32 protein-coding genes are annotated in these 25878 nt (G+C 49.3%); 15 read left to right on the top strand and 17 right to left on the bottom strand.

Annotation, left to right across the window (positions count from 1 at the left end; all coding sequences use genetic code 11):
- Positions 1-120: 120 nt before the first annotated feature.
- The gene (locus KNQ08_RS04745; protein ID WP_058713078.1) at positions 121-1257 is read right to left on the bottom strand and encodes a hypothetical protein; all 1137 of its coding nucleotides are present in this window, start codon (positions 1255-1257) and stop codon (positions 121-123) included.
- A 140-nt stretch (positions 1258-1397) separates the two neighbouring features.
- Between KNQ08_RS04745 and KNQ08_RS04740 the strand changes: the two genes are divergently transcribed.
- The 4 genes from KNQ08_RS04740 (at position 1398) to KNQ08_RS04725 (ending at position 3877) form a co-directional block, all read left to right on the top strand.
- Positions 1398-2474, top strand: coding sequence for a GTP pyrophosphokinase (locus KNQ08_RS04740; protein WP_231681756.1), 1077 nt, complete (start codon positions 1398-1400; stop codon positions 2472-2474).
- 71 nt (positions 2475-2545) lie between these two features.
- A complete protein-coding gene (locus KNQ08_RS04735) occupies positions 2546-2989 on the top strand; it encodes a MarR family winged helix-turn-helix transcriptional regulator (protein ID WP_023468290.1) in 444 nt (147 codons plus the stop codon).
- 71 nt (positions 2990-3060) lie between these two features.
- Positions 3061-3546, top strand: coding sequence for a tetratricopeptide repeat protein (locus KNQ08_RS04730; protein ID WP_214804910.1), 486 nt, complete (start codon positions 3061-3063; stop codon positions 3544-3546).
- Positions 3547-3631: 85 nt separating this feature from the next.
- Positions 3632-3877, top strand: a complete 246-nt coding sequence (locus KNQ08_RS04725) for a hypothetical protein (RefSeq protein ID WP_023468288.1) — start codon at positions 3632-3634, stop codon at positions 3875-3877.
- Between the two features lie 78 nt (positions 3878-3955).
- On the opposite strand, the gene KNQ08_RS04720 is transcribed toward KNQ08_RS04725, so the two are convergent.
- The 5 genes from KNQ08_RS04720 to KNQ08_RS04700 are packed head-to-tail and all read right to left on the bottom strand — an operon-like array spanning position 3956 to position 8125.
- On the bottom strand, positions 3956-4843 hold the full coding sequence (locus KNQ08_RS04720) for a phosphotransferase family protein (RefSeq protein ID WP_214804908.1): 888 nt from the start codon (positions 4841-4843) through the stop codon (positions 3956-3958).
- Between the two features lie 50 nt (positions 4844-4893).
- Positions 4894-5451: a guanylate kinase gene (locus KNQ08_RS04715; protein ID WP_029341679.1), complete on the bottom strand. Its 558-nt coding sequence runs from the start codon at positions 5449-5451 to the stop codon at positions 4894-4896.
- Positions 5441-5911, bottom strand: a complete 471-nt coding sequence (locus KNQ08_RS04710) for a hypothetical protein (protein ID WP_050677915.1) — start codon at positions 5909-5911, stop codon at positions 5441-5443. The genes KNQ08_RS04715 and KNQ08_RS04710 overlap by 11 nt, the downstream gene beginning before the upstream one ends.
- Positions 5912-5924: 13 nt before the next feature.
- Entirely contained in the window at positions 5925-6647 is a 723-nt protein-coding gene (locus KNQ08_RS04705) for a glycerophosphodiester phosphodiesterase (RefSeq protein WP_251133619.1), read from the bottom strand.
- Entirely contained in the window at positions 6647-8125 is a 1479-nt protein-coding gene (locus KNQ08_RS04700; RefSeq protein ID WP_214804906.1) for a carboxypeptidase M32, read from the bottom strand. Before KNQ08_RS04700 ends, KNQ08_RS04705 begins: the two co-directional genes overlap by 1 nt.
- A gap of 145 nt (positions 8126-8270) precedes the next feature.
- Here KNQ08_RS04700 and KNQ08_RS04695 point away from each other — a divergent pair, with 145 nt between their 5' ends.
- Positions 8271-8900, top strand: coding sequence for a Lipopolysaccharide core heptose (II) kinase (locus KNQ08_RS04695; protein ID WP_023468282.1), 630 nt, complete (start codon positions 8271-8273; stop codon positions 8898-8900).
- Positions 8901-9042: 142 nt separating this feature from the next.
- Here the strand turns inward: KNQ08_RS04695 and KNQ08_RS04690 are convergent, their stop codons facing one another.
- From KNQ08_RS04690 to KNQ08_RS04680, 3 genes are all read right to left on the bottom strand, one after another.
- A complete protein-coding gene (locus KNQ08_RS04690) occupies positions 9043-9738 on the bottom strand; it encodes a hypothetical protein (RefSeq protein WP_214804904.1) in 696 nt (231 codons plus the stop codon).
- Positions 9739-9816: 78 nt separating this feature from the next.
- Positions 9817-11109, bottom strand: a complete 1293-nt coding sequence (locus KNQ08_RS04685; RefSeq protein WP_149427349.1) for a globin-coupled sensor protein — start codon at positions 11107-11109, stop codon at positions 9817-9819.
- Between the two features lie 300 nt (positions 11110-11409).
- Positions 11410-12711, bottom strand: coding sequence for a hemolysin family protein (locus KNQ08_RS04680; RefSeq protein ID WP_214770046.1), 1302 nt, complete (start codon positions 12709-12711; stop codon positions 11410-11412).
- 282 nt (positions 12712-12993) lie between these two features.
- On the opposite strand from KNQ08_RS04680, the gene KNQ08_RS04675 reads away from it, so the two are divergent.
- The 3 genes from KNQ08_RS04675 (at position 12994) to KNQ08_RS04665 (ending at position 15956) form a co-directional block, all read left to right on the top strand.
- Entirely contained in the window at positions 12994-14046 is a 1053-nt protein-coding gene (locus KNQ08_RS04675; RefSeq protein ID WP_251133618.1) for a hypothetical protein, read from the top strand.
- 117 nt (positions 14047-14163) lie between these two features.
- Positions 14164-14757 (top strand): TetR/AcrR family transcriptional regulator, encoded by a 594-nt coding sequence (locus KNQ08_RS04670; RefSeq protein WP_023468277.1) that lies wholly within the window; start codon positions 14164-14166, stop codon positions 14755-14757.
- A 17-nt stretch (positions 14758-14774) separates the two neighbouring features.
- Complete coding sequence (locus KNQ08_RS04665; protein WP_214770043.1) at positions 14775-15956, top strand: MFS transporter; 1182 nt, start codon at positions 14775-14777, stop codon at positions 15954-15956.
- Positions 15957-15995: 39 nt separating this feature from the next.
- Here the strand turns inward: KNQ08_RS04665 and KNQ08_RS04660 are convergent, their stop codons facing one another.
- The 4 genes from KNQ08_RS04660 to KNQ08_RS04645 all read right to left on the bottom strand — a co-directional run bounded on the left by KNQ08_RS04660 (position 15996) and on the right by KNQ08_RS04645 (position 18790).
- Complete coding sequence (locus KNQ08_RS04660; protein ID WP_214770040.1) at positions 15996-16601, bottom strand: HAD-IA family hydrolase; 606 nt, start codon at positions 16599-16601, stop codon at positions 15996-15998.
- Positions 16573-17484 carry a PhzF family phenazine biosynthesis protein gene (locus KNQ08_RS04655; protein ID WP_214804902.1) on the bottom strand — a complete coding sequence of 304 codons (912 nt, stop codon included), beginning with the start codon at positions 17482-17484 and terminating at the stop codon, positions 16573-16575. The genes KNQ08_RS04660 and KNQ08_RS04655 overlap by 29 nt, the downstream gene beginning before the upstream one ends.
- Positions 17481-18533 carry a flavin monoamine oxidase family protein gene (locus KNQ08_RS04650; RefSeq protein ID WP_214804900.1) on the bottom strand — a complete coding sequence of 351 codons (1053 nt, stop codon included), beginning with the start codon at positions 18531-18533 and terminating at the stop codon, positions 17481-17483. Before KNQ08_RS04650 ends, KNQ08_RS04655 begins: the two co-directional genes overlap by 4 nt.
- A gap of 80 nt (positions 18534-18613) precedes the next feature.
- On the bottom strand, positions 18614-18790 hold the full coding sequence (locus tag KNQ08_RS04645; protein WP_169738094.1) for a hypothetical protein: 177 nt from the start codon (positions 18788-18790) through the stop codon (positions 18614-18616).
- Between the two features lie 213 nt (positions 18791-19003).
- On the opposite strand from KNQ08_RS04645, the gene KNQ08_RS04640 reads away from it, so the two are divergent.
- The 3 genes from KNQ08_RS04640 to KNQ08_RS04630 all read left to right on the top strand — a co-directional run bounded on the left by KNQ08_RS04640 (position 19004) and on the right by KNQ08_RS04630 (position 20424).
- The gene (locus KNQ08_RS04640) at positions 19004-19285 is read left to right on the top strand and encodes a hypothetical protein (RefSeq protein ID WP_214770032.1); all 282 of its coding nucleotides are present in this window, start codon (positions 19004-19006) and stop codon (positions 19283-19285) included.
- A gap of 471 nt (positions 19286-19756) precedes the next feature.
- Positions 19757-19963 carry a helix-turn-helix transcriptional regulator gene (locus KNQ08_RS04635; protein ID WP_023468270.1) on the top strand — a complete coding sequence of 69 codons (207 nt, stop codon included), beginning with the start codon at positions 19757-19759 and terminating at the stop codon, positions 19961-19963.
- Positions 19963-20424, top strand: a complete 462-nt coding sequence (locus KNQ08_RS04630) for a DUF2178 domain-containing protein (RefSeq protein ID WP_149427342.1) — start codon at positions 19963-19965, stop codon at positions 20422-20424. The genes KNQ08_RS04635 and KNQ08_RS04630 overlap by 1 nt, the downstream gene beginning before the upstream one ends.
- Here the strand turns inward: KNQ08_RS04630 and KNQ08_RS04625 are convergent.
- Complete coding sequence (locus KNQ08_RS04625) at positions 20421-20837, bottom strand: GNAT family N-acetyltransferase (RefSeq protein WP_214804898.1); 417 nt, start codon at positions 20835-20837, stop codon at positions 20421-20423. The two genes, KNQ08_RS04630 and KNQ08_RS04625, sit on opposite strands and share 4 nt — an antisense overlap.
- Positions 20838-20916: 79 nt before the next feature.
- Between KNQ08_RS04625 and KNQ08_RS04620 the strand changes: the two genes are divergently transcribed.
- Both KNQ08_RS04620 and KNQ08_RS04615 read left to right on the top strand, forming a co-directional pair.
- Positions 20917-21447: a GNAT family N-acetyltransferase gene (locus KNQ08_RS04620; protein WP_214770027.1), complete on the top strand. Its 531-nt coding sequence runs from the start codon at positions 20917-20919 to the stop codon at positions 21445-21447.
- On the top strand, positions 21444-22229 hold the full coding sequence (locus tag KNQ08_RS04615; RefSeq protein ID WP_214804896.1) for an endonuclease/exonuclease/phosphatase family protein: 786 nt from the start codon (positions 21444-21446) through the stop codon (positions 22227-22229). Before KNQ08_RS04620 ends, KNQ08_RS04615 begins: the two co-directional genes overlap by 4 nt.
- 40 nt (positions 22230-22269) lie before the next feature.
- Here the strand turns inward: KNQ08_RS04615 and KNQ08_RS04610 are convergent, their stop codons facing one another.
- From KNQ08_RS04610 to KNQ08_RS04600, 3 genes are all read right to left on the bottom strand, one after another.
- On the bottom strand, positions 22270-22755 hold the full coding sequence (locus tag KNQ08_RS04610; RefSeq protein ID WP_251133617.1) for a YusW family protein: 486 nt from the start codon (positions 22753-22755) through the stop codon (positions 22270-22272).
- Positions 22752-23405 (bottom strand): flavodoxin family protein, encoded by a 654-nt coding sequence (locus tag KNQ08_RS04605; protein ID WP_285800975.1) that lies wholly within the window; start codon positions 23403-23405, stop codon positions 22752-22754. The genes KNQ08_RS04610 and KNQ08_RS04605 overlap by 4 nt, the downstream gene beginning before the upstream one ends.
- A 118-nt stretch (positions 23406-23523) precedes the next feature.
- Entirely contained in the window at positions 23524-24003 is a 480-nt protein-coding gene (locus KNQ08_RS04600; protein ID WP_149427337.1) for a GNAT family N-acetyltransferase, read from the bottom strand.
- Positions 24004-24124: 121 nt separating this feature from the next.
- Between KNQ08_RS04600 and KNQ08_RS04595 the strand changes: the two genes are divergently transcribed.
- Positions 24125-24571, top strand: a complete 447-nt coding sequence (locus tag KNQ08_RS04595; protein WP_023468262.1) for a MarR family winged helix-turn-helix transcriptional regulator — start codon at positions 24125-24127, stop codon at positions 24569-24571.
- A gap of 36 nt (positions 24572-24607) precedes the next feature.
- Positions 24608-25876, top strand: coding sequence for an NAD(P)-binding domain-containing protein (locus KNQ08_RS04590; RefSeq protein ID WP_214804894.1), 1269 nt, complete (start codon positions 24608-24610; stop codon positions 25874-25876).
- The last annotated feature ends 2 nt before the right edge of the window (positions 25877-25878 follow it).

Here is a 25878-nt window from a genome sequence, read left to right as displayed (position 1 = left end):
TAGCCAGCCTGAGGTTTACTCTCGGCTGGTTTTTGTTTTTTATAATAATTTCGGTATTTGAAATAATTATATTTTTGATGATGAACGGTTGCTCTCACGAAAAGAACAACCGCTCTTTTTTTACAGTTGATGGACCGATAAGATGACGAGTTCCCCGGACACGGTGACATAATAGGCATCCTCGAACCGGTAGCGTTCATTGTGTTCTGCGTCATAGACGGTGACCATCGGTTCCGCGTCGTCTCCGATCGCTTCGTGTAGATAAAAGCGTCCACGTAAGACACGTTCGAACGGCTCCTTATCGAGGAATCGGGCACCGTTGCGTAGGTTGATCACTTCATGATGGTGCTCGGACCGGTCATTGACGATGAAGATCGTCGACTCAACGTCATCGTACGTGAAGTCGAGCGGTTCATAGTCACTCCACTGAATCCGGGCGACCTCTTCGACACTCGCTTCCGTGTCGATCCGGTAAAAGATTTCTTCGTTTAGACGATCGGTATAGGCACTAAAGATCAGATGCCCTTCCTGTTCCCCGAGATACTGGACGGTATCCCCTTCCCCTTCTAACTTCAACAAGGTTGCGAACGATAAGTGCTCAACACCACGTTCGATCTCCTCGATCAAGGTCGGCAGTGGGGCAATCAAAAGACTTTCCGAGTGGTCGATCGGATCTTCTGGTGAGATGACACCACTTTCAAGGGCGTCATAGAACGAGAACTCATCGAGTCGGGCATTACAGACGATGTACTCCTTCTCTTCGAGCGTGACGAGAAAGAAATAGAGTTCCCGGTAATTCTCCGTCATCCCGTAGAGCCGTGGATCACGAATCGTCTGCCGCGATTCATCCTTGACGTCATACAGAAACGCGGACGTCGTATCCGTCGTCTGTAAGAATACGAGATAGTTCTCATTGAGCACCCAGTAGAGCGTCAAATCCCCTTCGACATAAAACGATGCAATCTGCTCCCGTTTACCGGACAAGAGATCGATGACGAGCACTTCCGTCTCCCCGCCCTGTTCTTGCGTATGTTCATTCAAACAATAGACTCTTCCGTGCCGCACGAACGGTCGGGTTGGTCCGTGATCCGTCAAGGCTTCTGGCGTTAGATCGACCTGTTCTTGATCTTCAAGATCATACCGGCTGATGTGGTAACGGGCGTCATCAAGACGACGTCGAAAATAGATCGACGATGGTGTGACATGCAAAACATCCATATGATCGGCGGGTAAAGCACGGGCATCCACTATTTCCATGATTAATCTCCTCCCGGACACGTACTACTTGTCTTTTTCCCACGAATCGTACTGCTTCAAACAGGGTCTTGCTGTGCGTTTAACGAAGCAGAGTGCTACAATATGGCTAGATGACTACAGGATGAGGAAGGTGCGAAACGGTGCAATCACAAGATTTAAATACGATGATGCTCGAATATGTCAACGATAAGGAAGAATACGATGCCTACGCCGACAAGTTGAAGATGCTCTTGTCCGAGTTGCTGGACGCGGCAGGCATCAAATACCACTCAATCGTCGCCCGGACGAAGGACTCCGAGAGTCTGTATCAAAAAGTCTTACGGCAACCGAACAAATACCGTTCACTCAAGGACGTCCATGACTTGACCGGGATTCGGATCGTCACTTATTTCCATGACGACGTCCGGGAAGCGGCACGAATCATCGAGAATGAGTTCGCGATCGATCGCGATCAATCGGTCGATAAGTCGACGTTGCTCGATACGACGGAATTCGGTTATCTCTCGGTCCACTTCGTCGCTTCACTCAGCGATCAGCGGCTTGCCCTGAGCGAGTATGGTCGCTTCAAGGACTACACGGCTGAGATCCAGATTCGCTCGATCCTGCAACACGCGTGGGCGGAGATCGAACATGATCTTGGATATAAAAATCCGAACAGTGTCCCAGCAGAAGTCCGGCGCAGCTTCAGTCGTGTGGCAGGATTACTCGAGATCGCCGATCAGGAGTTCGTCAACATCAAGAAACAGTTAAAACAATTTGAAGACGAGACCGTTCAACAAATCTTGTCTGACCCACATCAAGTCCGGATCACGGCAGATAACTTGAACTACTTCATCGATCACTCCCCGGTCATTAACGAGCTCGATAAACGACTCGTTACATCGCAAATGATGCTCGATTCCGATCAACAATTGATCAACGAACTAATTCGGATGTTCCATTATGTCGATATCCGGACATACGGGGAATTGATTGAAGCCGTCACGACCCACAGTCCGCTCGCCTTACGCTGTGCGAAGGTCATGCCGAATCCGTTCCTGCCCCGTCAAGGAATCGGCATCGCCTATATCTGCATGGCACTGACGATTGCTGGCGAAGATACACACCGGATCGACTACTTCTTCCGCCGCTTCTATCCAGAACTGCGCAACGTCGAAGAGATCGTCGCCCAAGTCGCCCGCGTCGTCGAAACAGATGATTCAAGAGAAAAATATTGATTAAACTAAAATTTTTCACTATACTAAATCACGAGTGAAAGAAACTACGGTATAGAAAGAGTGAACGATACATGGCAACTACACTAGAAGTAGCACAACGCGATCAGTTGATCGTTGATACAGAAAAAGGATTACGGATGAACTACCGCGCGATCAAAAAGGACGTGCGTAGCATGTTCACGACGTACTTGACACGCAATGAATTCTTCATCTTGAAGTCCCTTTGTGCGAACAGTCCGCAAATCGCCTCTGCCCTCTCGCAGGAGTTCCAATTCTCAGCGAGCATGATCACGGCATTAGCAGACGAATTGACGAAAAAAGAGTTGATCTCGCGCGAGCGAAGTGAACTCGATCGTCGTGTCGTCGAACTCCGCGCCACTCCAAAAGGCATCGAGCTCTATGAAAAACTCGAATCGATGAAGATGGATTACCTCGCAGACGTCTTCGAGGACTTCTCGGATCAGGAACTCGAACTGTTCCGGACGCTCTTGACGAAGCTTGAAAAAACAATCTAAGCTGTTCAATCGAACGGATCCGGTCAGGATGACCGGATCCGTTTTTTTTAAATTCAGGAGGAGTAAACACGATGTTTGATTTCGAATCGGTGCAACAGTTACGACAGACGGGGCAATATGAAGCAGCGAAGGCTGTCGTTCGTCAGTATGTCGAGACGGCACCTAACGACCCGACCGTTCTCTATCAGATGGCGTGGTGTCATGATAGTCTCGGCGAGGAGCAGGCTGCTGTTCCCTATTATGAACAAGCACTAGCGCTCGGTCTTACTGGCGAAGACCGTCTGCAGGCATATATCGGGCTCGGCAGTACATATCGTGTCATCGGTCAGTTCGAAGTTGCGTCAGACGTGTTCCATCGTGCGCTCCGTGAATTCCCGGACGCCCATGCCCTGCAAGCCTTCCTCGCAATGACGGAGTACAATTTGGGTCAAGCCGATCAGGCAGTCGGTCGGTTGCTGAAGAGTCTTGCTACGACGTCGTCGGACGCCTCGATCCAGACATTTGACCGGGCAATCCGTTATTATGCCGATCATTTGGACGAGATCGTCAAAGAATGAACAGCAACGGTTGACGATGGATCGGTTTGCACAGCATAATGTAACAGCCAAGCGGACTCGCTTTTGGCAGGAAAGGAAGTTAAGGATGTCATCAAAAAAAGTATGGACAGTAGAAGGTTATGAAGAACAAGGGCAAGAAAAACACGGCAAGGCAAGCAAGTCAGAGACATATACGAATGAAGCCGATGCTAAGAAAGCTGCTAAAAAGATGGCGGATCAGAATGATCATCTCGACGTCTACGTCATTTATACGAGTACGGTAAACGGTAAAACAGAAGAACGATTCTTCAATTCGAACGGCAAGTATAGTGAAGAAGGCTTCGAGTGGTAATCTCTATTTTCATCTTAAGATTCACCTATAAAAACAACGGGTTCGTCTCTTATTAAAAAGAAACGAACCCGTTGTTTTTTAGTCATGACGTTGCCCTTCATACCAAAGCGGGATGTCCCGCTGAAATCCAGCATGATCCTGAATGATTCGCTGAACGCGTCGTTGCATCGCTTGCATTCCGTCTGCATCGAACCGCTTCGCCCAGGCGAGTGCCGAGAAGACGACCATCGCCATGTAAAGACTATACATTCGCCAAAAGTCGGACGGTACTTCTTTATCGAAATATCCTTCGATCATGTGACGGGCAAATAGCGGACTCGTCTCGACCTGAAACAGACCACATTTGACGAAGTCATGCCACGGATCGCCATAATCATGGTTCCCATAATCAAGGAAGGCGGAAAGATGCCCATCCTCGACAAGGAGATTATCGAGATGAACGTCATCATGTTGCAAACGGTTTGGACGTGTCTGAAGTAACGGAATCCGCTCGCTAATGAATCGATCAAGACGCTCGATCCACGTTGGCTCAAGCAACCCGTCAATCGCCGCGCGGTAGCGGTCATGTTTCGCCTGGCAACGTTCGCTCCAAGACGTCATTTCGCTCGGTGCGGTGACGTCATGAATGCGTCTCAACGCTTGCCCTGTCTCCTGACCAAGCTGAGGCGCAAATTCCGGTGACTCCTCGAGTACGCTTCGAACGGTTTGTCCGGGTAGGTACGGATAGATGCCGTAAGCGGTCGTTGCGGTCCGTCCGGTCGCTAGCGGTAAGGCATGAGACAATCCCGCTTGTTTTGGAATCGCTAAAGCGGCTTCTCGTTCAAATTGACGACTAAACGAATCCGTCACGACCTTGACGATGTAGTGCGCTGTTGCTGTCTTGACGGACCAGACGGCTTGGCGCGATCGTCCAGATAACTGTCTTTCGCTCTCAACGTGCGTGAGTAAGGGATGCGTAGGTAGCATGGAGACTCCTTTCTGACATCAAAAAGAGGACGCATCTTGCGTCCTCTTCGTCATGCCTGTGGAATGTAGCCAGCAATGATCTCAAGCAGATCGGCATACGCTGTCTCAAAATCGATGTTTTCAATCATATAATCATAATGATCGCGGTCTTTCCACGCTTCCTCGTAATCGACGAGTCGCGCTTCAAACTCCGGTGTATCCCCGCGCATCAACAGTCGTTCCTTCATCAAGTCGGGTGGGACCGAGACGAAAATCGTGATCACTTGGTCGCCAAACAAACGCTTGAAGTTCGCCGCCCCTTTCGGATCAATGTCCTTAATGACGATTTGATCCTGTTCGAGGACATCGACATACGCTTGACGCGGTGTCCCGTACCACGCCCGGTGGACGTGGGCGTATTCGATGAAGCCGTCGTCTTGGATCAATTGTTGGAACGTCTTGACGTCGACGAAATGATAGCTTGCTCCATCAATCTCCGTCGGTCGTTTCGGTCGGGTCGTCACCGACGGGATGAACCGGACGTGCGCGTATTCCGTTCGCAGACGTTTGATCAGGGAGGACTTTCCGCTGCCCGATCCACCAATCAAGAGAATGATTTTACCTGACATCGTTTTCCCCCTGTTGTTGTGTCGTGAAGTAACCTGTAAAGCGAAGAGCGAACTGTTCGAGTTCACTATCGACGACCGTTCCGTAAATCGGTCGGATGACGATTAAATAGCGTTCGTACGAGATGATCCGGGATGTTTCGTTTCGTGTCATCTGGACTTGTGCTTCCGGATAACTCTCGACGTAATACCAATCGACCGCAATTCGTTCATCGGATGGGGTCTCATAAATCCAGGTCACCGTCGTTCCATCCGCAGGAAGGGTGCTTTTCAAGGTGAAGCGCTGAATCTGCTTCAGTTCCCGTTTCGCTGACGCAAGTCCTGCCTGATAATCGGCAGGGCGCATCGGTGTCGTTGTCACTTGCTTCGGTTTTGGTTCCGGCAAGCGGGCAAAGCCAAGCTGAAGTCCGACGAATAAAGCGACGAGCGACAAACTGATGACGAATACGTATTCCTTGCGCATCCCTTCCTCCTCCTCATCCTTCGAGTGTATCGCGCATCCCTTTTGGATTATTAACGATGACGGCGTCGACGCCGATCCGCTGCATCTGCCGGACATCCTCGACCGTCTTCGGAGTATAAACCCGGACCGTGACGTCTTGCGCGTGAGCGAACGCGACGTCCGCTTCCGTCACCCGTCGATAATCGGGATGGATACCGGTCGCACCAATTCGGAGGGCTTGTTCTTCCGGATGATAGATCGGATACGGATAGAGAATCGCCGTCTCGACGCTTGGGTCGAGCTTACGAATCAAGGCAACCGAATAATGGTTGAACGAACTGAATAACAGCCGGTCGGTCGCGATGCCGTGTGCCGCGCAACGTTCGAGGACATACGCTTCAAGCCCGTCATAGCGGATCGTATCCGTCTTCAGCTCGATGTTGAGCCGCAGGGTCACTGGTGCAAGGATTGCGAGGACTTCGTCAAGCGTCGGAATCTTCGTCTTGATCGGTTCCCCTTTGAATCGTGCTCCAGCATCCAGCGCCTGCAGTTCAGCAACCGTCATGTCGATGACGCGCCCCTTCCCGTTCGTCGTCCGGTTGACAGTCTCATCGTGAATGATGACACCGACACCGTCCTTTGAGAAATGGACATCGAATTCGACCCCATCGACGTCGTCTTCAATCGCAGCAGCGATGGCTTCAAGCGTGTTCTCCGGAAAACGGTCACTGACGCCGCGGTGTGCGAACCATAACATCAGAGTGCCTCGACGACACGCGTGTATTTCTTCGTCAAGTAGTTGACGAGTGGTGCGACCGAGATCGATTGACCCGTTGCTGCTTCGATCAGTTCAGCCGGTGTCTTCGATTTCCCGTGACGGTGGATGTTTTCTTTCAACCAGCCTTTGATTGGAGCGAGTGTTCCGGCCGCGATCAGACCATCGACGTTATCGACGTCACGACGAAGCGCTTCGTTGAGCTGTGCCGCATAGACGAGACCGAGCGCGTAACTTGGGAAGTAACCAAACGAGCCACCTGACCAATGGACGTCCTGTAAGACGCCTTTTGCGTCACTCGGCACATCCACACCGAGATACTCTTTATAGAGACGGTTCCATTCTTGCGGAAGATTCTTGACTTCGAGCTCTTTCGTCATCAAGCGTTTTTCCAGCTCATAGCGGATGATGATATGAAGCGCATACGTCAATTCATCGGCTTCGATCCGAATCAGTGACGGTTTGACTTCATTGACCGCGGCATAGAAGCGTTCGAACGGAACGTCAGCCAGTGACGGAATCGCTTGTTGTAAGCCATGATAACGTGCGTCGAGGAAACCTTGGTTGCGTCCGATGAAGTTCTCAAAGAACAGTGATTGTGATTCGTGAATCCCCATCGAAGCCCCGTTACCAAGACCGAGTGAATCGAGTTCCGGTTCGATCCCTTGCTCATACGTCGCGTGTCCGGCTTCATGCATCGTGCCGAAGACAGAGTTCCGGTAGTCGTTCTCATCGTATTTCGTCGTGATGCGTGCGTCCTTCCGGTTGATCGTCGTCTGGAACGGATGGACCGTCTCATCTAAGCGACCAGACGTGAAGTCGTAGCCGATATCGCGGAGCCACTCTTGGTTCAAGGCGATCTGTGTCTCGCGGTCCGCTGACCAATCAAGCGTCGGAAAGTCTTTTCCTTCGAGCTGACCGAGCAAACCGATGATCGCTTGACGGAGTTCTGCGAACAATGGGTCGAGTGTCGCGACCGTCATCCCAGGTTCATAATCATGGAGCAGTGCGTCATATGGGTGCGCGTCATAGCCCCAATACTCGACGAACTGGCGCTCCATCGCGACGATTTTCTCGAGGTATGGTTCGAACATCGACCAATCGTTCGCGTCCTTCGCCTTTTCCCAGACGCTCTCTGCCTCAGAGATCAACGTGATGAATGTTTGGTACTCGGCTTCTGGAATTTTCGAGTCGCGATCGAATGCTTCTTTTGCTTTTGCGAACGAGATCGCTTCGATACCCGTCAGCGTCTCTTGCTCCATCGTTGCTAGTAATTGTTGGTATGTTTCGCCTGTCCGGCGACGGAAGCTCTCCGTCGAGAGGAATCCGATCGACGCAGAACGGTTCGCTGCGCCTTGATCCGGCATGTATGTCCGCATATCCCAGTAAAGTAATGCGACGGCTTCTTCGTATGCGCGAAGACCATCAAAATGGTCGCGCCATTGTTGTGTCGTTGACATGATTAAAAACCCCCTTAAAGTATGTAACAGTGTAGCATTTTTAGCATATCACATAATGTTCAAAACTTTCACACACAAGCGATTTTTGAAACTTTTCCTGTCAGATGAGCGTATAATGGGTATAAGAAATGAAGGAGGAAAGGAAGTGACACCATTGAAAACTGACGCTGAGTTAGCGCAATTGATCCAATTGAAAGAAACAGGCTTCGTTTGTACGATCGAGCATCTTCCGAGTGAACTTGACTTAATCGGGACAGGACGAAGTGCGTTCGTCTTTCGCATCCGCGGTACGGATCGCGTCATCAAGAAATTTTACCCGTCGTTTCGAACGCTCGCTGATCTCGAAGGGAGCATCTACGCACAGTTGACTGATTTTCCGACGTATGCGCAAGTCTACGAATACGGTGCCGATTATATCGTGCTTGAATACATTGAAGGTCAAACGTTATTCGAATGTCTCGTCAGCGGGACGTTCATCCCGGAATCCGTCTTAACGACAGTCGATACGGCTTTAGCACAAGCACGATCCGTCGGTTTGAACCCATCAGACATCCATTTACGCAATATCCTTTTGACCGCTAACGGAACACGGATCATCGACGTCGCTCGGTTCCGTCAAACGGAACCGTGTACACAATGGGATGATTTGAAGAAGGCATATCATTATGTATATGCAAAACCGTTCTTCCCGAAAAAGTTGAGCGAGACGTTCCTCAATACGATTGCCGACGTCTATAAGGGACGGTTGTTCGAATCGATCCGAAAGACCGGTTAACGAAAAGGCGTGCTGATTCTCTTCTGTAGAGATCCAGCGCGCCTTTTTTGTATGTATTCATATAATCATTAGGGGAACGACCTATCTTATTACTTCTTTTGCTTTAAATTTTTAAATCAATAGTACGGTCAGTGAAATAAAATCACTTCGAATAAACAAGTCGAAAGACGATCATACTAGCGACGGCTAAGAGACGTTCGTTCGTGTCACAGTTAAAGACGAGTCGCGCCCCGTGTCGTGACCCCGTCGCGATACAATCCCCGTTTTGATAGACGCCGATTTTTCGCGTAAGCGTCGAGGACCGAATCTGATACTCCTGACCGGCATACGAGACGAGTAAGACTTCGTGCAGCTGCAGTTGCTGACGCAGTGCCGCATCGTTACGAATCGTTCCGACATCGCGTCCGTCTTTGCGAATCACGAAATGTGTCGTATTGCGGAGCCACTCCGTTCTCGTCTCTTTAATTTGTAATTGTTCCCCGTCTCCTTCGAACGTCACGTCGAGAAAAAATGATTCGAACTTTTCGAAGCGCGCAAGGATTGCCTGCCACCACGTGGCGTATCGACGTGAGAACGTCAGCCATCGTTCATGCGCGAGAAAGACCGTATTCGTCTTTCGGCTCGCCCGATCTGCCAAGCGAACGGATATCCCCTCTTCTACTCCCCGATAACGTAAATCGCGCCGGATTTGCCACCATTCGACTCCACCGATCACGAAAGCGACGCCCGTTAAACCGAGTAACCCGTACAACTCACGTGGAGCGAGTTCCCCTGTCATCAAATAATGTCCAATCAATGCTAAAAAACATAAAACAATCAGTAGTAGACTCTGAACCATAAACCATTCACACCTCCACTTTCATTTTTCCATAAAACGACAAAAAAATCCTCCTTTCCCGTAGAAAGGAGGGATCACTTATAAGGTTGCTGCGACTTCTTGTAAGTCATCCGCTGTCTCAGCAATCGCTTCTGCAATCTTACGCATACCTTCGATCGTTCCGGCGACATCCTTCGTATCGGTCGATAGTTCATGAATTTGCCGCGAGACCGCATCCGTCTGTTCTGAAATCCGTGAAAAGGCACGGACGACTTGTTGCATCTCCGTCGTCGTTCGGACGACCGCCGTCTCCGTCGTTCCCATCCGCTCTGAGACGACGAGCATCTTTTGCGTGATTTCTTGGGCGATCCGCGACGTCTCGGCTGCCGACTGTTTACTCTCTTCAGCGAGTTTCCGAATTTCTTGCGCCACGACGGTAAATCCGCGCCCCATCTCCCCGGCACGCGCCGCTTCGATCGAGGCGTTCAAGCTGAGAAGATTCGTCTGATCAGAAATCGTCGTCACCATCCCGGCGATTCGCTCGATTTCCTGCGACAGACGAGACAGTTCAGCGACTTGTTCGGTCGTCCGTGATAAATCTGCAACGACATGTTCAAAGCGACGTGTCTCCTCTTCGACGAGGACGACACCTGCTTCTGCTTCACTGACCGCTTCCGTCAACTGGATCGAAATTGCGTCTGTCGTCGTCGAGACGTGTTTGGCGTGCCGTTCAATCTCCTGGAAGTTCGCTGACGACTCTTCACTCATCGCAGCAAGTTCTTCCGTTGATTTTTGAACGCCATCTCCGACGTGCCGTTTGGCTGTCGCGATCGCTTGGCGTTCCTCATCGATTTGATCCTCATACATCGTCATGACGATCTGTTGCTCGAGGTTGAAGAGTTTCCCCGCTGCCCGCATGATCCGGACACGTTCTGCTTCCGGCCAATCACTGCAGTCAATCTGTTCACTGAGGACGTTCCAGACTTTTTGAAAAGCGGCGATATACCATTTATTATGCAGCCCGATTTGAACATGCCGTTCAGCGATCCGGCGCCGGGCTTCAATGTAGTCCATCGTCACCTGACCATCGAACATTTGTAGGATGTGCCGAGCGAGAGTGCCTTTCAATCGTTCGAGCGTCGAATGCTGTTCAATCAAATGCCGGAGTGACGGAACACGAACCAGCTCCTCGTAGAACGCGTCGACCATGCTCGGCATCCAACGGGATACATCTTCGCGGATGACCCGGACAATTTGTAAATCGACTGCTTCTAGACCGATTAAACGTAATTGTTCATGTAAGGATGTCGGAACATTCAACACGACATGAGCGCGTTCGCCTTCGATGCGCGCATCAAAGGACGGTGATGCTGATTTCGCGAACCATTTCATATGCTTCTCTCCCTCATTTATTTGTGAACTTCATTCCTTATATCGTCTCGAACTTCTAACAATTGAATGGAAAATCACAATAATTATGTATAACCTTGAACGTTTGTTGATTAAAGAGACCACTTTCCTGAGCATCTAGTAGATATACTCTCGCTTTATCGCCAAATCTTATCGATTCGCGAGCTCGTCGGTCCGGAATATTATCATACTTCTCTTTGATGAACGCGCTAAGACCTCGTTTGATAAAAGAAGACCCGCCAGCTCAGTAGATTGAACTACTAAGCAAAACGGGTCTTTCTGTTAGCTTGACGGCAAGGTCAACTTGACATCCTGAATCTGATATTGGGCAGAACGCAAGATTTCAAGCGTAAACGCCTCATCTGTGACGATCGTTCCCTCTTCAAAAACAGCCGTCCGTGATTGGATATATCCACCGATCGTGTCGACCGCCTCTGCTTCAGTGAACCGAAGACCAAATCGTTCTTCAATTTCAACTAATAGGACAGTACCCGCTAAACGGTACGAGCCGTCCGGTAACTGTTCGATCTCGGCTTGCTCCGCTTCATCGAATTCATCACGGATATCACCGACGATTTCCTCCAAAATATCCTCCATCGTGATCAAACCGGATGTCCCACCATACTCGTCGATGACGAGAGCGATGTGTGACCGTGTCTGTTTCATCTTCAAGAGTGTTTCTTGCAGTGGTGTCAATTCCGAGACGACCGGCAACGGTTTAAGGAACGATGCAAGTTCTCGTTCGTCTTGTACCGCGTGATGGGCGAGCACTTCCTTGACGTTGATATAACCACTAATCCGGTCCTTATCCGTTCCTTCACTGACCGGGTAACGTGTATACGGATTGTCAGACATCGTCTGTAATAGATTTTCCCAACTCATCTCGTCCGAAATGACCATCATGTTCATCCGTGGCACCATGATGTCGCGCGTGACACGCTCATCAAACGCAAAGACGTTTTGCATCAAGGCGAGTTCCGATTGATTGATCTCACCACTTTGAAAACTTTGTGCCATGATGATCTTCAACTCTTCTTCGGAATGGGCTTGTTCGTGACCGGCAGGTTTCACACCGAACATCCGCAAGAGGACACGGGCCGAACCGTTCATGATCCAGATGAACGGATACATGACTTTTCCGAATACATAGAGTGAAGGCGCTAGCAGTAACGTCATCCGTTCCGCATACTGGATCGCGAGCGTCTTCGGTGCAAGTTCTCCGATGACGACGTGGAGAAACGTCACGAAGATGAAAGCGATACTGTATGAGAGAATCGTTGACAGCGCAACGGCGACACCAAGTTCATCAAAGACCGGTGTCAACAATTTCTCGACGGTCGGTTTCCCGAGTGCACCCAGACCAAGTGCAGTGATCGTGATACCGAGCTGACAGGCCGACAAGTAATAATCGAGATCTCCTGCGACCTTCTTCGCAAGTACTGCTCCCTTTTTTCCTTCTTGCACCATCTGGTCGAGACGTGACATCCGGACTTTAACGACAGCAAATTCCGAACCGACGAAAAACGCGGTCAAACCAATCAATACGACGAGCAACAACAAATTCAGTGTTAAGACGATGTCCAACTTGTATCCCCCTAAAAGCGGGGGATCACCTCCTTTTGATTTTAAACTGTACAGTATAACGTGACACTTGATAAGAGTGTACGATGCTTTTTCTTCAAACGCAACCAATATCACTTCGTTGAAGTTCAGACGACCATTAATCATGTACCTGTAATACTAGGTTTCTCTTATTTAGTTACCGGTTATATAAGAGCTATGCGCGTAAGAAACTTGAGATGAAGCTTTTACATTCATGAACATCTCGAAATTGAAAGACCAATTTGGGGAGAGGTAGTGCTTATTATGGAAAAGACAAACAGAGGCTTTTCGTCGCATTTCCGAGCGGAAGCGGACGGAGCAGGTCGTAACATCTCATGGAGCTCGATTTTTGCAGGTGTGGTATCATTTCTATCTTTATTGATCTTATTTAGTTTAATCGGTTCAGCGATCGGACTCGGCGTCACGGACGTCACATCGAATAACCCGTTCGATGGTGTCGGTACTGGTTTGATCATCTGGGCAATCCTTTCATTGCTCATCTCGCTGTTCGTTGCCGGATTCGTCTCCGGTTTGACGTCGGCACGTGCCGGTCTCGTCCACGGTTTCTTGACATGGTCGACGAGCGTCATCTTACTGTTCGCTCTCTTGACGTTCACGACGGTCAATACGTTACAATCGGTCGGCTCACTACTCGGTACGGTCGGTGGTGCGGCTGGTAACGGCATCGGATCCGTTGCTTCGACGGCGCAAGAAGCTGCGACGAAAGGATTCGATTCGATTACGAAAAACGTGTCACAAGTTGATACGAAAGAACTTGAAGGGAACGTCGACGAAATCTTAAAAGATACGGACATCAAAGAATTGCAACCAGGTTACTTGCAGAACGAACTTGACGCTGTTCAAGAAGACGTCACGGCTGCTGGTAAGGAAGCGATCACGAAACCAGAGAACTTCGATACGATCGTCCAGGATCTCGGTGATTCGTTGACAGCACGAGCTGAAAAAATCGAGAAATCAGTCGATGAAGATAAAATCGCTGATGCTGTTGCGAAAAACACCGATTTGACAGGTGCTGAAGCGGAAGAAGCGACGCAAAACATCGTCGATGGTCTCAACACGGCAACAAAAGAAACGACGCAACAAATTGAGACTGCTAAACAAACGCTTGATGAAACATCCGCTGACCTCAAGAAAACGGTCCAAGATGTTCGCGAGCAAACAGAACAAGCGACACAAACGGCGTCAAAAGTTTCAATCTGGGCGTTCGTCGGACTGCTTCTGACTCTTATCTTTACGTCATTCGCAGGAATCGTCGGCTCACGCGTCGCAACACGCGGTCGTGTCATGAATAAATAATGATTCTTCCTTAACTGATTCCGCCTTCGCGGAGTCAGTTTTTTTGTGCGGTAAGACAATCTGATTGACTACATTTGAAATTTGCTGTTACAGTGTTACCTAACGACCGTTAGGAAGGTGATTCATCTGAAAGCCCAACAATTGTTACAGACGAGCATCCATCATTTTGCCGCACACGGCTATGAAGGGGCATCGTTGCAAGAGATCGCGACAGAGGTTGGCATAAAAAAGCCATCGATCTATGCGCACTATAAAGGGAAGGACGACCTGTTCCTGCAAGCGACGACGTACGCCTTGCAAGAACAAAAGCGCCGCTTTGCGACGTATTTCACGAGTACGCGGCAGCAGCCGCTCGAGCAATCGCTGCACGGCTTCTTCGATTGGTTCATTTCGGAACAGCAAGATGATATCCTGATGCGATTCATTCTTCGGGCTGCCTATTTTCCACCGGAAAAGCTCGAACAAGAAATGACGGACCGCTTCAATCCGTTTTTCGATTCGCTGCACGATCTATTGACGCGATTACTTCGCGAACGAGACCGAACGGAACAGATTCTCTATTCGACGGATTACAAAAGTGCCGCTCTCGCCTATCTGACGGTTGCGGAAGGTACGCTGACGGAACTCGTCTACAACGGTGTCGACGCGTTTCACGCTCGACAGCAAGCTGTCTGGCCGATCGTCTGGCGCGGTATGTCAAAAACGATTTAATTCTATTGAGGTGAACTATGCAAAACAATACATTGATTTTAAGTACACTCCTGCTCAACTTATTCATCGCCTTTTTAGGCATCGGACTCGTCATTCCCGTCACACCGACGATCATGAACGAGTTGAACATCTCCGGGGCGACAGTCGGTTACATGGTTTCCGCCTTCGCCTTTGCGCAACTAATTCTTTCACCACTCGCGGGACGTGCCGTTGACAAGTACGGACGTAAACCGATGATCATCATCGGTTTATTCATCTTCAGCATGTCCGAGCTCTTATTCGGTCTCGGTCAAAGCGTCGAAGTCCTGTTCGCGTCACGGATTCTCGGTGGTGTCAGTGCGGCATTCATCATGCCAGCCGTCACGGCATTCATCGCTGATATCACGACGAACGAAACTCGTCCGAAAGCGCTCGGATATATGTCTGCTGCCATCTCGACCGGTTTCATCATCGGACCGGGGATTGGTGGGTTCCTCGCTGACCTTGGCTCGCGGACACCGTTCTTCTTTGCTGCTGCGTTCGGTTTGACAGCGATGGTGTTATCCGTCTTTACGCTTAAGGAACCGGAACGTCACTACGAGACAACGACGGTCAAACAACAGACGGGTTTCCGGAAAGTCTTCAGTCCGCTCTATTTCATCGCTTTTCTTGTCCTGTTGATCTCATCGTTCGGTCTTGCCTCATTCGAGTCGTTGTTCGCCTTGTTCGTCGATCGGAAGTTCGGCTTCACGGCGAAGGACATTGCGCTTGCGATTTCTCTCGGTGCGATCGTCGGCGTCATCGTCCAAGTTGGACTGTTCGATCGTTTGACGCGCTGGTTCGGTGAGATTCGCTTGATTCGGTACAGCTTGATCGGTTCGACACTGCTCGTCGTCTTGATGACGTTCGTGACGAACTATCTCTCGATCATTCTCGTGACGATGGTCGTCTTCGTCGGTTTCGACTTGATGCGCCCCGCTGTCACGACCTATCTTTCGAAGATTGCCGGAAATGAACAGGGATTCGTCGGCGGAATGAACTCGATGTTTACGAGCATCGGCAACATTCTCGGACCGATCGTTGGTGGACTACTCTTTGACGTCAATTTGAACTATCCGTTCTATTTTGCGACAGTCATGCTCGCAGTCGGCATTTTACTGACGTATTTCTGGCGTGCACCACTCGCTGAAGCAACCGAAGCAGATCGGTTGTCTTCTTAAAAAACAGCCCCGTTTCCATCACTGGAAGCGGGGCTGTCGTTATGTCAGTAACAATTCCTTTAATCGACCGGGCGACGTTATGGTATACGTCGCAACGGTCTGACTCGTATGTTCGCTTATCAAACACGTCTTGATACCGGCACGATGTCCGGCTAAGACGTCGAGTTCCCGGTCTCCAATCATGATCGTCTCGTCTCGTGCCATCTGGTGCCGATCGATCAAGTACGTGACAGCTTCCGGATCCGGTTTTCGGGCGAATCCATCCGGTGCTGTCAACACGTCTTGAAAATGATGCGTCATCCCATGTTTTGCAAGCAACGCATGAATCGATGTTCCACGATGGGTGACGATATGATGCGTCGCACCTCTCGTCGATAACACCTCTAGCAGTTCACGGATTCCGAGAAACGGTTCAGACTGTTCTTGTTCGATGATCATCTTTTGTTGCTTGTAGTTCAGAATGAACGCTTCGGACACACCAAACGCCTCATACGTCGTTTTTGCCGAGATCGCCATCAGCTCTGCTACTTGCTCGCGTTCAACCGTTCGCCCCTCACGCTCGAGTAATTCCACGAACACATCGACTAACACCGGATATGTATCAAACAAGGTGCCATCAAAATCCCAAATGAAGTGTTTTAACATCTGCCTCTTCCTCTCCCGCTCTCTTGACGCCGACAAAGACGGCTTGCCCGTCCATCTCGACTTTCCATTTGCTGTGATCAAGACCTTCGCCAGAAATACGGATTCCGACCTGACCGGGTCGACCCACCTCGTGTCCTTGTTCGACGATGATCGCTGTTTCCGTTGCAAGTGGCTGGATGAATTTCCGGTAATAGACGCCCATCACACCACTCGCCGTTCCCGTAACCGGATCTTCGATGCTTCCTGCTCCCGTTGCTGAGAAGTGACGTCCGTGCATCGTCGCTTGTCGGTCATATGTATCGAAACAAATCGGATGAATCGAGGCTTGTGGGAAGTCGGTCAACACGGTGGCAAAGCGTTGGTTATCCGGCACCATCCGGTGAAAGTCCTCAAGTCGACGAATCGGGAGGAGCAGTGTCCAGTTCCCAGTACTGCCGTATACGATTGGCCATCGGTCATCGAGATGTTTCAATTCGAGACCGATTGCGGCTAGAACGTGCTTTATGTCACCGTCAAACTGATGTAATTGTGGTTGTCCTTGTTGCAAGCGAAACATTCCGATTGCTAAACGCATCACAGGCAAGATGCCTGACTTTGTCTCGATCTGACATATCGTAGATAAACGGATTTTTGAATCGAGTGCCGTTAATGCAGCGATCGTACCATAACCGCATAAATCCATTTCCCGTTCCGGTGCAAAGTAGCGCATGCGGTAGTCCGCTTGCTCGGATGACAAGACGAACGTCGTCTCGGTAAAGCCGTTCGTACGAGCGATTCGTTGCATTTCCGACTCAGTCAATTGATCGGCGTCTAAGACGACCCCAGCTGGATTACCGCTTCCTGGCGTCGTCGTGAACACATCATAATGTAGCGTCTCGATCATTTTTCTCTTCCTCTCTTTTCTAAATAGCGTTCAACGGATCGTAAGGCGCCTTCTAAGTGTCCACCATGACTCGGATCGGTCTCTGTTCCAATCAGTGAAATCGCTGCATGTTCCACTCCGAGATTAACGGCATAATATGCCGGGAAATCCACGAGCGGTGCTGCATCAGCTCGTGTTGCTGTCCAACTATCCGTCGACCAGTCTTTATACGCCCAACCAATCGACTGACGCGCTTGTTCACCGAACAGACGAACCAGCTGCGCGAGTAACGTTTCCTTGATTTCCGCCTCGGTCAATAACTGTCGTTCAAGTGCCGGCGTCCGGAAAAAACCGAACAACGCTCCCGGTCCGTCTTGTGGGGAAGCGTCATGAATCTCTTGCACCATCCCAGTCCAGCTGATTGCCTGACCGGACCAGCCTGAATCACGCCAAAACGGTTTCTCGTAAAAAATCAGACATTTCGCTTGCTGCGCCATCCAGGTCGGTAATGCTGCGAGTTCATCCAGGACTGCTTCAGGTAAAGCTGGCACATACGATAGTCTTGCCGCTAGACGTGGTGGTAGTGCGAGAACGATCTCATCGAACGATTGACTTTTCCTTCCTGAACTGACGACAATCCGGTTCGTGACATCAATCTGGCTGATCGGAGACTTGAGTCGAATCGTTCCCGGTGTGAGTCGTGCAGCAAGTGCCGTAGCAACGGAGCGAATTCCGTCACGAAGGCGAAGCGCCGTCGGTTGATTCGCAACTACATGTGACTCGATGCCGTCAGCCCGTTCGAGTCGAAGCGCTCCCGCCGCATATTGTTCTAGTGTCGGTAAATCGAATCGATGAATCAAATCGACCATCAATGGTTCACTGTCCGGCCAAAACCAAGTCGGTCCAAGATCAAACGCATATGCTTGTCCTGCTAGTTCGAAATCGACCGTCTCAATTCTCCCTCCGATTCGGTCACGTGCTTCATAGATCGTCACGGCGTGTCCAAGCTCCTGCATACGCGTCGCGAGATACAAACCACTGATTCCTGCTCCAATGATGGCAACGTTCATTTCACTTCATCCTCTCTATTTGAGATGCTTGTTTTAGTATACCGGAACACGCGAAAAAACAAGGACGAGACGTCCTTGCCTTAGGATGATTGCATTTGCTGCCAGTCGTCTTCTTCATAAATCGATTGAACCCATTCGATCGAAACATACAAGGATCGGGCAATCGCTTCGTCCGTCTTACCCAGTTTTCGCAACAGATGGACAATCCGAATCCTTCGTTCGAGCTCCCGGTCATCCGGTATCAGTTCAGGCATCATCTTCTCTTCTCCTCTCCACTGAATCGGCGATGGCGTTTTCAAAAGAATACCCGATAATTATCTGAATATTCCGATTGATGTGCAGAAGCAAGGATTTTTGATAAAGTTCAGGGATAGATAACAGAAAGGAATCCCTCGCTTTTTGTAGAAACATATTGAATAGGCGCAACAGTAGGATTTCTTGCGTCAACCAAACAGAATAGGAGCATGCATATGATTAAACGTCAAGCACTATTTCGCCTGTCGATCGGCTTGCTGCTGATGGGTGTCTTTGGCGGTATCCTGTTAGATGCCATCGGCTTCTTTCCACACGCAACAGCTTACTTAATGAGCATCCCGATTGCTTCGAATAGCACGGAGTTTTGGCTAGGATGGATTTTATCCGGTATGACGATCACCGGCCTGGTCACGCTCTTCTTATCTTTACGTCATCATCAGGGATTGACGACGTTCGCTTGTCTCATGGCTATCATTATGACACCTTACGCATTTTAATGCTCACGTGGGCTTCAGATGACTGATCCTAAAAAATGACGCGTCTTTTCACGCCCTTTCCTCAGGCGAGACACAAGCCAGTTTTCCCGCTCCGTTCGAGCAGGAAAACTGGTCTTGTTTGTCTCTGACAGCGCAAAATCGCGCTTTTTCCTATAGGAGTGGCGTGTAATGTGTCATTTTTTTATATCCAGAAGAAGGATCAGAGAAGCGTTTTGTTCACTCCAAATCACTTTCTAGGGAAAACAAGCAAGAGCGACCCTGCAGCGAAGCGAAGCGATGCTAGTCCCAGGAAAACGATTCGAGATGAACAAAAAAGCGCAATCCTTTTCGTTAAAAAAATTTACGCTTTGTCTTCAGTCTGAGGAGTTGACTTTTGAGTCAGCTCCATTTTTTACATACATGACGTAAAGTCTACTTTACAAAATGTAAACCCGACTTTACAATGTAAACAACTGGAAAGGAGGTCGTCAGATGAAACTGACGAACCATGTCCGCCTCTATCGTCAACAGCACAAGTGGACACAAGAGCAGTTCGCTGAACGAATCGGTGTGACACGACAAACCGTCATCTCACTTGAAAAAGGAAGCTATACACCGTCGCTCTTACTCGCGATGCAGATTGCCCGCGTCTTTGATTGCCCGATCGAGGAACTATTTCAATTAGAGGAGGAATCCTGATGAAACGTGTCGTCACTCAATCTTTACTTAATTGTTGTCTCTACTTTTTAGCTGCTTATCTCATTAGTGCCATTCATGCTAATCTGCAGTTATTTCAAGATGATCCTGTATCCGGTACGGGATTGTCGCTGAAATTAGATGTAATGGGTGTCCTTCCAGTGCTAGTGATTGCGATAGTCCTCTCGATCGTCAGCTATTTCTTACGAGAAGACCGTTCGCGTTCGTTTGCGACAGCAGAATTTTCCGACTCCGACGAACGTGAGGCACTGATCACCGGTAAAGCGACTCGAGCAGCGTACGTTGCTTTTATGATCAGCCTTCCCGTTCTAATGATTGCCTTTTTGTTTGAGCAACCGTTACTCCAACTGTATCCAGCGTTTCCGTTTTATGCGATTGCTCTTGTCTTATCGATCGGAACACTTACGTACATGTCGGCTTGGATCGTGCACGTCCGGCGTTAAAGTCGCTTGACGAAGAAGTATTGAGTTTGTCCAATCGATGGATGATCGGTCAGTCGTCCATACTCTTCATAACCATGTTTGCGGTAAAAGTCTGGTGCTTGAAAATCAAACGTGTCCAAAAGAATTTTCGTACACCTTGCTTCCTTCGCATATCCTTCGATTGCTTGCAGCAGGCGGGTTCCGACACCTGCCTGTCGTGCTGTATCGCTCACCCAAAGGAACTGGACATGAATGTGTTGCCAACCGTAAGACGCGGTAATTCCTCCGATGCATTCGCCCTTCTCGTTATATGCTGTAAAACAAAGTTCTTCCGATTGTTCATATAAGGCTTTAGGAACATGTTGCCAATTGTAGGCAATCAATTGCTCGCGGATGAATGTCCTATCTTCCTTCGTTCCAGTTTGAATTTTCATTTCTTCTCTCCTTAAATTTACAAATGATACCATCCCTGCCATAATGATAGCATATTCCATCTAGAACGGAGGATTACATATGCAGACGATGCACCACTCGTTCGATACACAACGGTACCAGATTCGACCGGCTCGACTCAGTGACGCTGAAGCCCTCGCTGAACTCCGCCAAACACTCGATGCGGAAACGGAATACTTCGACCGAATGCCTGGTGAGGACGTGATGACGGCGACGGATTTCGCAGATCAGTTACGCGATTCCTCGGTTCCGGATCGTATCCTCGTCGTCGAGCGCGAGGGACGACTCATCGCCTACGCCCGGTGTCGTGGTTTTCATTTAAAACGTTTCGCGCACAAGGCATCATTTGGACTCGGTGTACTTCAATCCGACTGGGGGCAAGGAATCGGTACCCAACTGCTGGAACGAATGATTGCTTGGGCAAAAGCGCAATCCCTGCAAAAAATTCAGCTCGAAGTCGTCGAGACGAACCTCGGCGCCATTCGCCTCTATCAGCGACATGGATTTCAAGAAGAAGGACGACTGCGTCATGACCGGTTATTATCGGATGGTTGCTTTTACGATACGGTGTTGATGGGCTTACAGCTATGAGTCTTTCATTGTCGATTGCGACATATAACATCTGGCATCACCCGCACAAACGACAAAAACGGTTCGAGGCGTTATGCGCGGAGATCAAGCAACACCAACCGGACATTCTCCTTCTGCAAGAAGTCATGTCGACGTTTCATCCGGATGAACCATTCGTCTCGATCGCTGAGCACCTCGCAGAGGCGACCGGTTATCCGTATTGGATGATGGATCCTTACATGGATTCACCAGATGAAGGACTTGCCATTCTGACGAAATTGCCGTTTGAACGAACGGATTCGAGTGCCGCTGCGACAGCAAACATCAACCACCACTGTGCGATTCGGATCCCGTTTTCGATTGACGGTGTTCGTTTTGCCGTGACGAACATTCATTTCAATTGGCGTGCTTCAGACATCCGACTCGATCAACTTCGATTCGTCAACGAATGGATTGCCTCACAGACGGATGACACGACGATCGAGTTCTTAGGCGGTGACTTTAATGATGGTCCAAACTCTGTTCTGCATCAAGCTGCGTTTAAGGAATGGGTCGATCTCGCTGGTAGTTTTGCCGCTCGTACAGGACAAATTGCCGCCGCGACGCTTGATTCCGTGACGAATCCGTACGTAAGGAAGAATGACGGCATTACAAGCCCCGTTCGATATGATTGGTTACTCTGTCAGCGTTCACTTTCACAGGTGACCTTACAGCACGTCCAGCTGATCGGAAATCATCGACTGCCGCATCACCTTGTACCGAGCGATCATTACGGTGTCCTCGCTCATGTGAAGCTACACTAAGACAACAGGTCTACACCCCTTATGGGCGCAGACCTGTTGTTTATTTTTTATATTCTTTTTCGGTTCCGTCTGAGAATTCGATTTCAACCTCTAAGCGAGAAGCATCCTGGATCGCAAACACACGTTCAACCTCACTGATGACCTCTTTTTCAGATGTATCCGCATCAATCTTTAAGTTCTTGAACTTCGCGTCGAGTTTCGTCATCGCGTCGTCTCCTTGCTTTTGCTCCCCTTTATAGCGATATTCCGCTTCCGTTCCGTCATTATCCCGATCATAACTAATATCAATGGCATCGTTATCCCCTTCAACGTCCGCTTCAATCGACAGACTGTTGAAGCCATAATCCGTGTCGGCATTTTTCGTTACCGTATCTTTGTCTTGCATCGTATCGTCGGTCGTGTTCGAATTCGTTGATCCTTCTTCGACCTTGTCCGTCGACGTTTCGTCGTTTCCGCAACCCGCAAGGATTAAACTCATCGCGAACAACGTTGCGACACCATATCCTGTTAAACGTTGTTTTTTCATTCCATCACATTCCCTTCTGCTGGAATCGGGTGTTCCTTTAACATCTTCGCAAAATGGTATAGGTTGGCAGCTAAAAACTGTGCGTGCCGCTTCGTAAAATCGTTGTTTCGTCCTGCTTCGATGTACGATGGTCCTGGTCCCGCTTCACCGACCCAGTAAGCATCGACGTTCGGCGGAATCGTAAAGCCGATATGCGACAGACCGTACAAGATGGAAGCAGACGCATGTTTAGCTCCATCTTCATTCCCCGTGACGATGACGCCACCGACCTTGTTGTAGTAGATTGCTTGTCCAAGATCGTTCGTCAGGCCGCTCCCTCCGTACAATCGTTCAATGACTTGCGTCGCAACACTACTTTTTTCACCCAACCAGAGCGGTGTTCCGATGACAACGATGTCCGCCCGCTTCACCTTTTCGAAAATCACGGGCCATTCATCCCCGTTGCCTTCGTCTTCCGTGACGCCGAACGCCACTTGGTGATCGACGATCCGGACAATTTCTGAAGTGACGTCCTCTTGTTTCCAATATGCAATCACGTCACGGATCAGCGCCTCCGTATTCGATGGTTCACGTGATGCTTTTAAGGTGCAGTTTAAAAATAAGGCGTGCAACATCCATCCATCCTCCTCCGTCATTTTAAGTAACATCATACGTCTTTAGTACTTTCCTTCTTCCATCGACGGATAAACTAAAAAAACCTCGCTTCAGCGAAGGCAGGTCATGCTAGAAGATTTGAAATGAACAATCAAGCGTGTAAACATCACTTCATTACCTGAGGTCATTTCGTCGCTCAAATAACAACGTGTCTCGCCAGACACCATGATGCTGTGCGATGGCACGTCGTCGACCGACTAGCTCGAACCCAAGTCGCTCATGCAGCCGTCTGCTTGCGATGTTTTCTGGGAACATGTGTGATTGAAGTGTCCATATCCCGTTGGCGTCCGCATAGGTGATCAACGCCTCCATTAAGAATCGTCCACCGCCGAGTCCTCGAGCGGAACGCTCTAGATATATACTGACTTCTCGAACGCCACGGTAGACATGACGTTCAGAAACACGTCCCAGTTTAGCCCAGCCAATCACTTTTCCACCTTGCTCTAGAACGAATCGTTCAGATTGCGTCAGCGTTGTCCACCACTCTTGCTCATGAATCATCGTTTCGAACGTCGCGTTCCCTTCTTCTACTCCTTGACGATAGATGGCTAACACAGTGCTACGATCTTTCTCTTCCATCGAACGAACAAGCATCCAATTCCCCCTTTCCTTATTTAAAATTGAATATGAGAAAATCATATATTTATTATTTGCAATTTGCAAGTTTATATCGTATAACTGATTCATAAGCAAAATAGAGAAAGGAGAGCTATACATGAATGAAACTCGTGAATTATTTCAAACGTTCACCCGGCGCTTCGGATTATTGAATAAGAATTGTTGTGCCGTCCTAGATGAAGAGATATCTCTCGTTCAAAGTCATCTGCTGTATCAGGTTGCCAAACATCCTGACTCGGCAATGCAAGAAATTGCTGACCAACTCGCTCTTGATATCACTACGTTCAGCAGACAAGTACAAACATTGATTAAGCGGGACCTACTCGTAAAGCGTCCCGCGATCAACGATCGGCGAATTCACCTACTTCGCCTGTCCGAGAAAGGATTACGTGTTGCTCAAGCCATTGACGAAGAGATGAACACGTATCTTGATTCCATCTTCTCATCAATGACTTCCTTCGAAAAAGCACATGTCCTCCAGGCAATCGACTTGCTAAACACGAAGATGGGCGAGAGTGACGTCTGCTGTAAACCATGTCTCTAATACTTGCAATTTACAAATAAAAAGGAGGTTTTATTCATGTCATACGCTTCTTCCCACCCCATCGTCATCATCGGTGCCGGTCCGATCGGTCTTGCAGCTGCAGCTCAACTTGTAGTGGAAGGTCAATCGTTTTTACTATTTGAGAAAGGTCCTTCGATTGCCCACCATATCAAACAATGGGAACACGTTCGGATGTTTTCGACGTGGCAATACAATATTAGTGACGCAGCACGTCACTTGCTCGAGCTGACGGACTGGATTGCACCAGCAAACGATACTGTGCCGACCGGAACTGAATTGATCAAACAATACCTTGCCCCACTTGCTGCATTACCGGAAATTGCTCCCTCTCTACATTTCCAACATGAGATTCTCTCGATCTCACGGGCAGGTCTAGACAAGATGACGAATGCCTCACGTGATGTAACACCGTTCGAATTAGTCATAGACACGCCGAACGGACGTAAACATATTCTCGCTCGCGCGGTCATCGATGCGTCTGGCGTCCTCGGGCGACCAAATCCTGCAATCAGTTCTGGTCATCGAGTCGAAATCGAGCAGAACTTACCTGTCCGGTATTCGATCGTAAATGCGAAACGTGATACTGTTGTTTTCGCTAATCAATCCGTCGCTGTCATCGGTAGCGGGCACTCGGCTTTGAACTCGCTCCTTGAACTCGTTTCCATTAAAGAGCAACACCCTGAAACGGAGATTCATTGGATTCTTCGCAAATCTGACCCCGTTCAAGCCTACGGCGGAGAAGATAAGGATGCACTAGAAGGTCGCGGGGCACTCGGTTCGCGTATCCGTCAGCTCGTTGAACGAGATCAGATTAGGGTTCACTCCAGTTTCAAGACCCAATCCATTGAATCGAAAGGAAAGTCGTTTGACATCACTGCTCAAGATGGTCGGTCTCTCCATCATATCGATCAGCTGATCGTCAACGCAGGAAGTCGACCCGACTTCTCGTTCCTTGAAGAAGTACGGCTTGATATCGATCCTGTGACCGAGAGTAGTCGAATACTTGCTCCTCTGATTGATCCGAACCTTCATAGTTGCGGGACTGTCCGTCCACATGGGGAAGCGGAGTTACGTCATCCTGATCACGGACTTTATCTGGTCGGTGCAAAAAGTTACGGTCGTGCTCCGACCTTCCTGCTTGCGACCGGTTATGAACAAGTTCGATCAGTCGTTGCTTTTCTTGTCGGAGACGAGGCACGTGCGAAGCAGGTCAAGTTATCATTACCGGAGACGGGTGTGTGCAACGTTTCTCTGCCACAATCATCGACTTCCTGTTGTTCTTAAAT

Origin of the sequence: Exiguobacterium sp. s46 (assembly GCF_018618875.1) — a bacterium.
GTDB classification, from domain to species: Bacteria; Bacillota; Bacilli; order Exiguobacteriales; family Exiguobacteriaceae; genus Exiguobacterium_A; species Exiguobacterium_A abrahamii.
The sequence above is the reverse complement of the archived record's forward strand: the minus strand, read 5'-3'. Positions and strand labels throughout refer to the sequence as shown.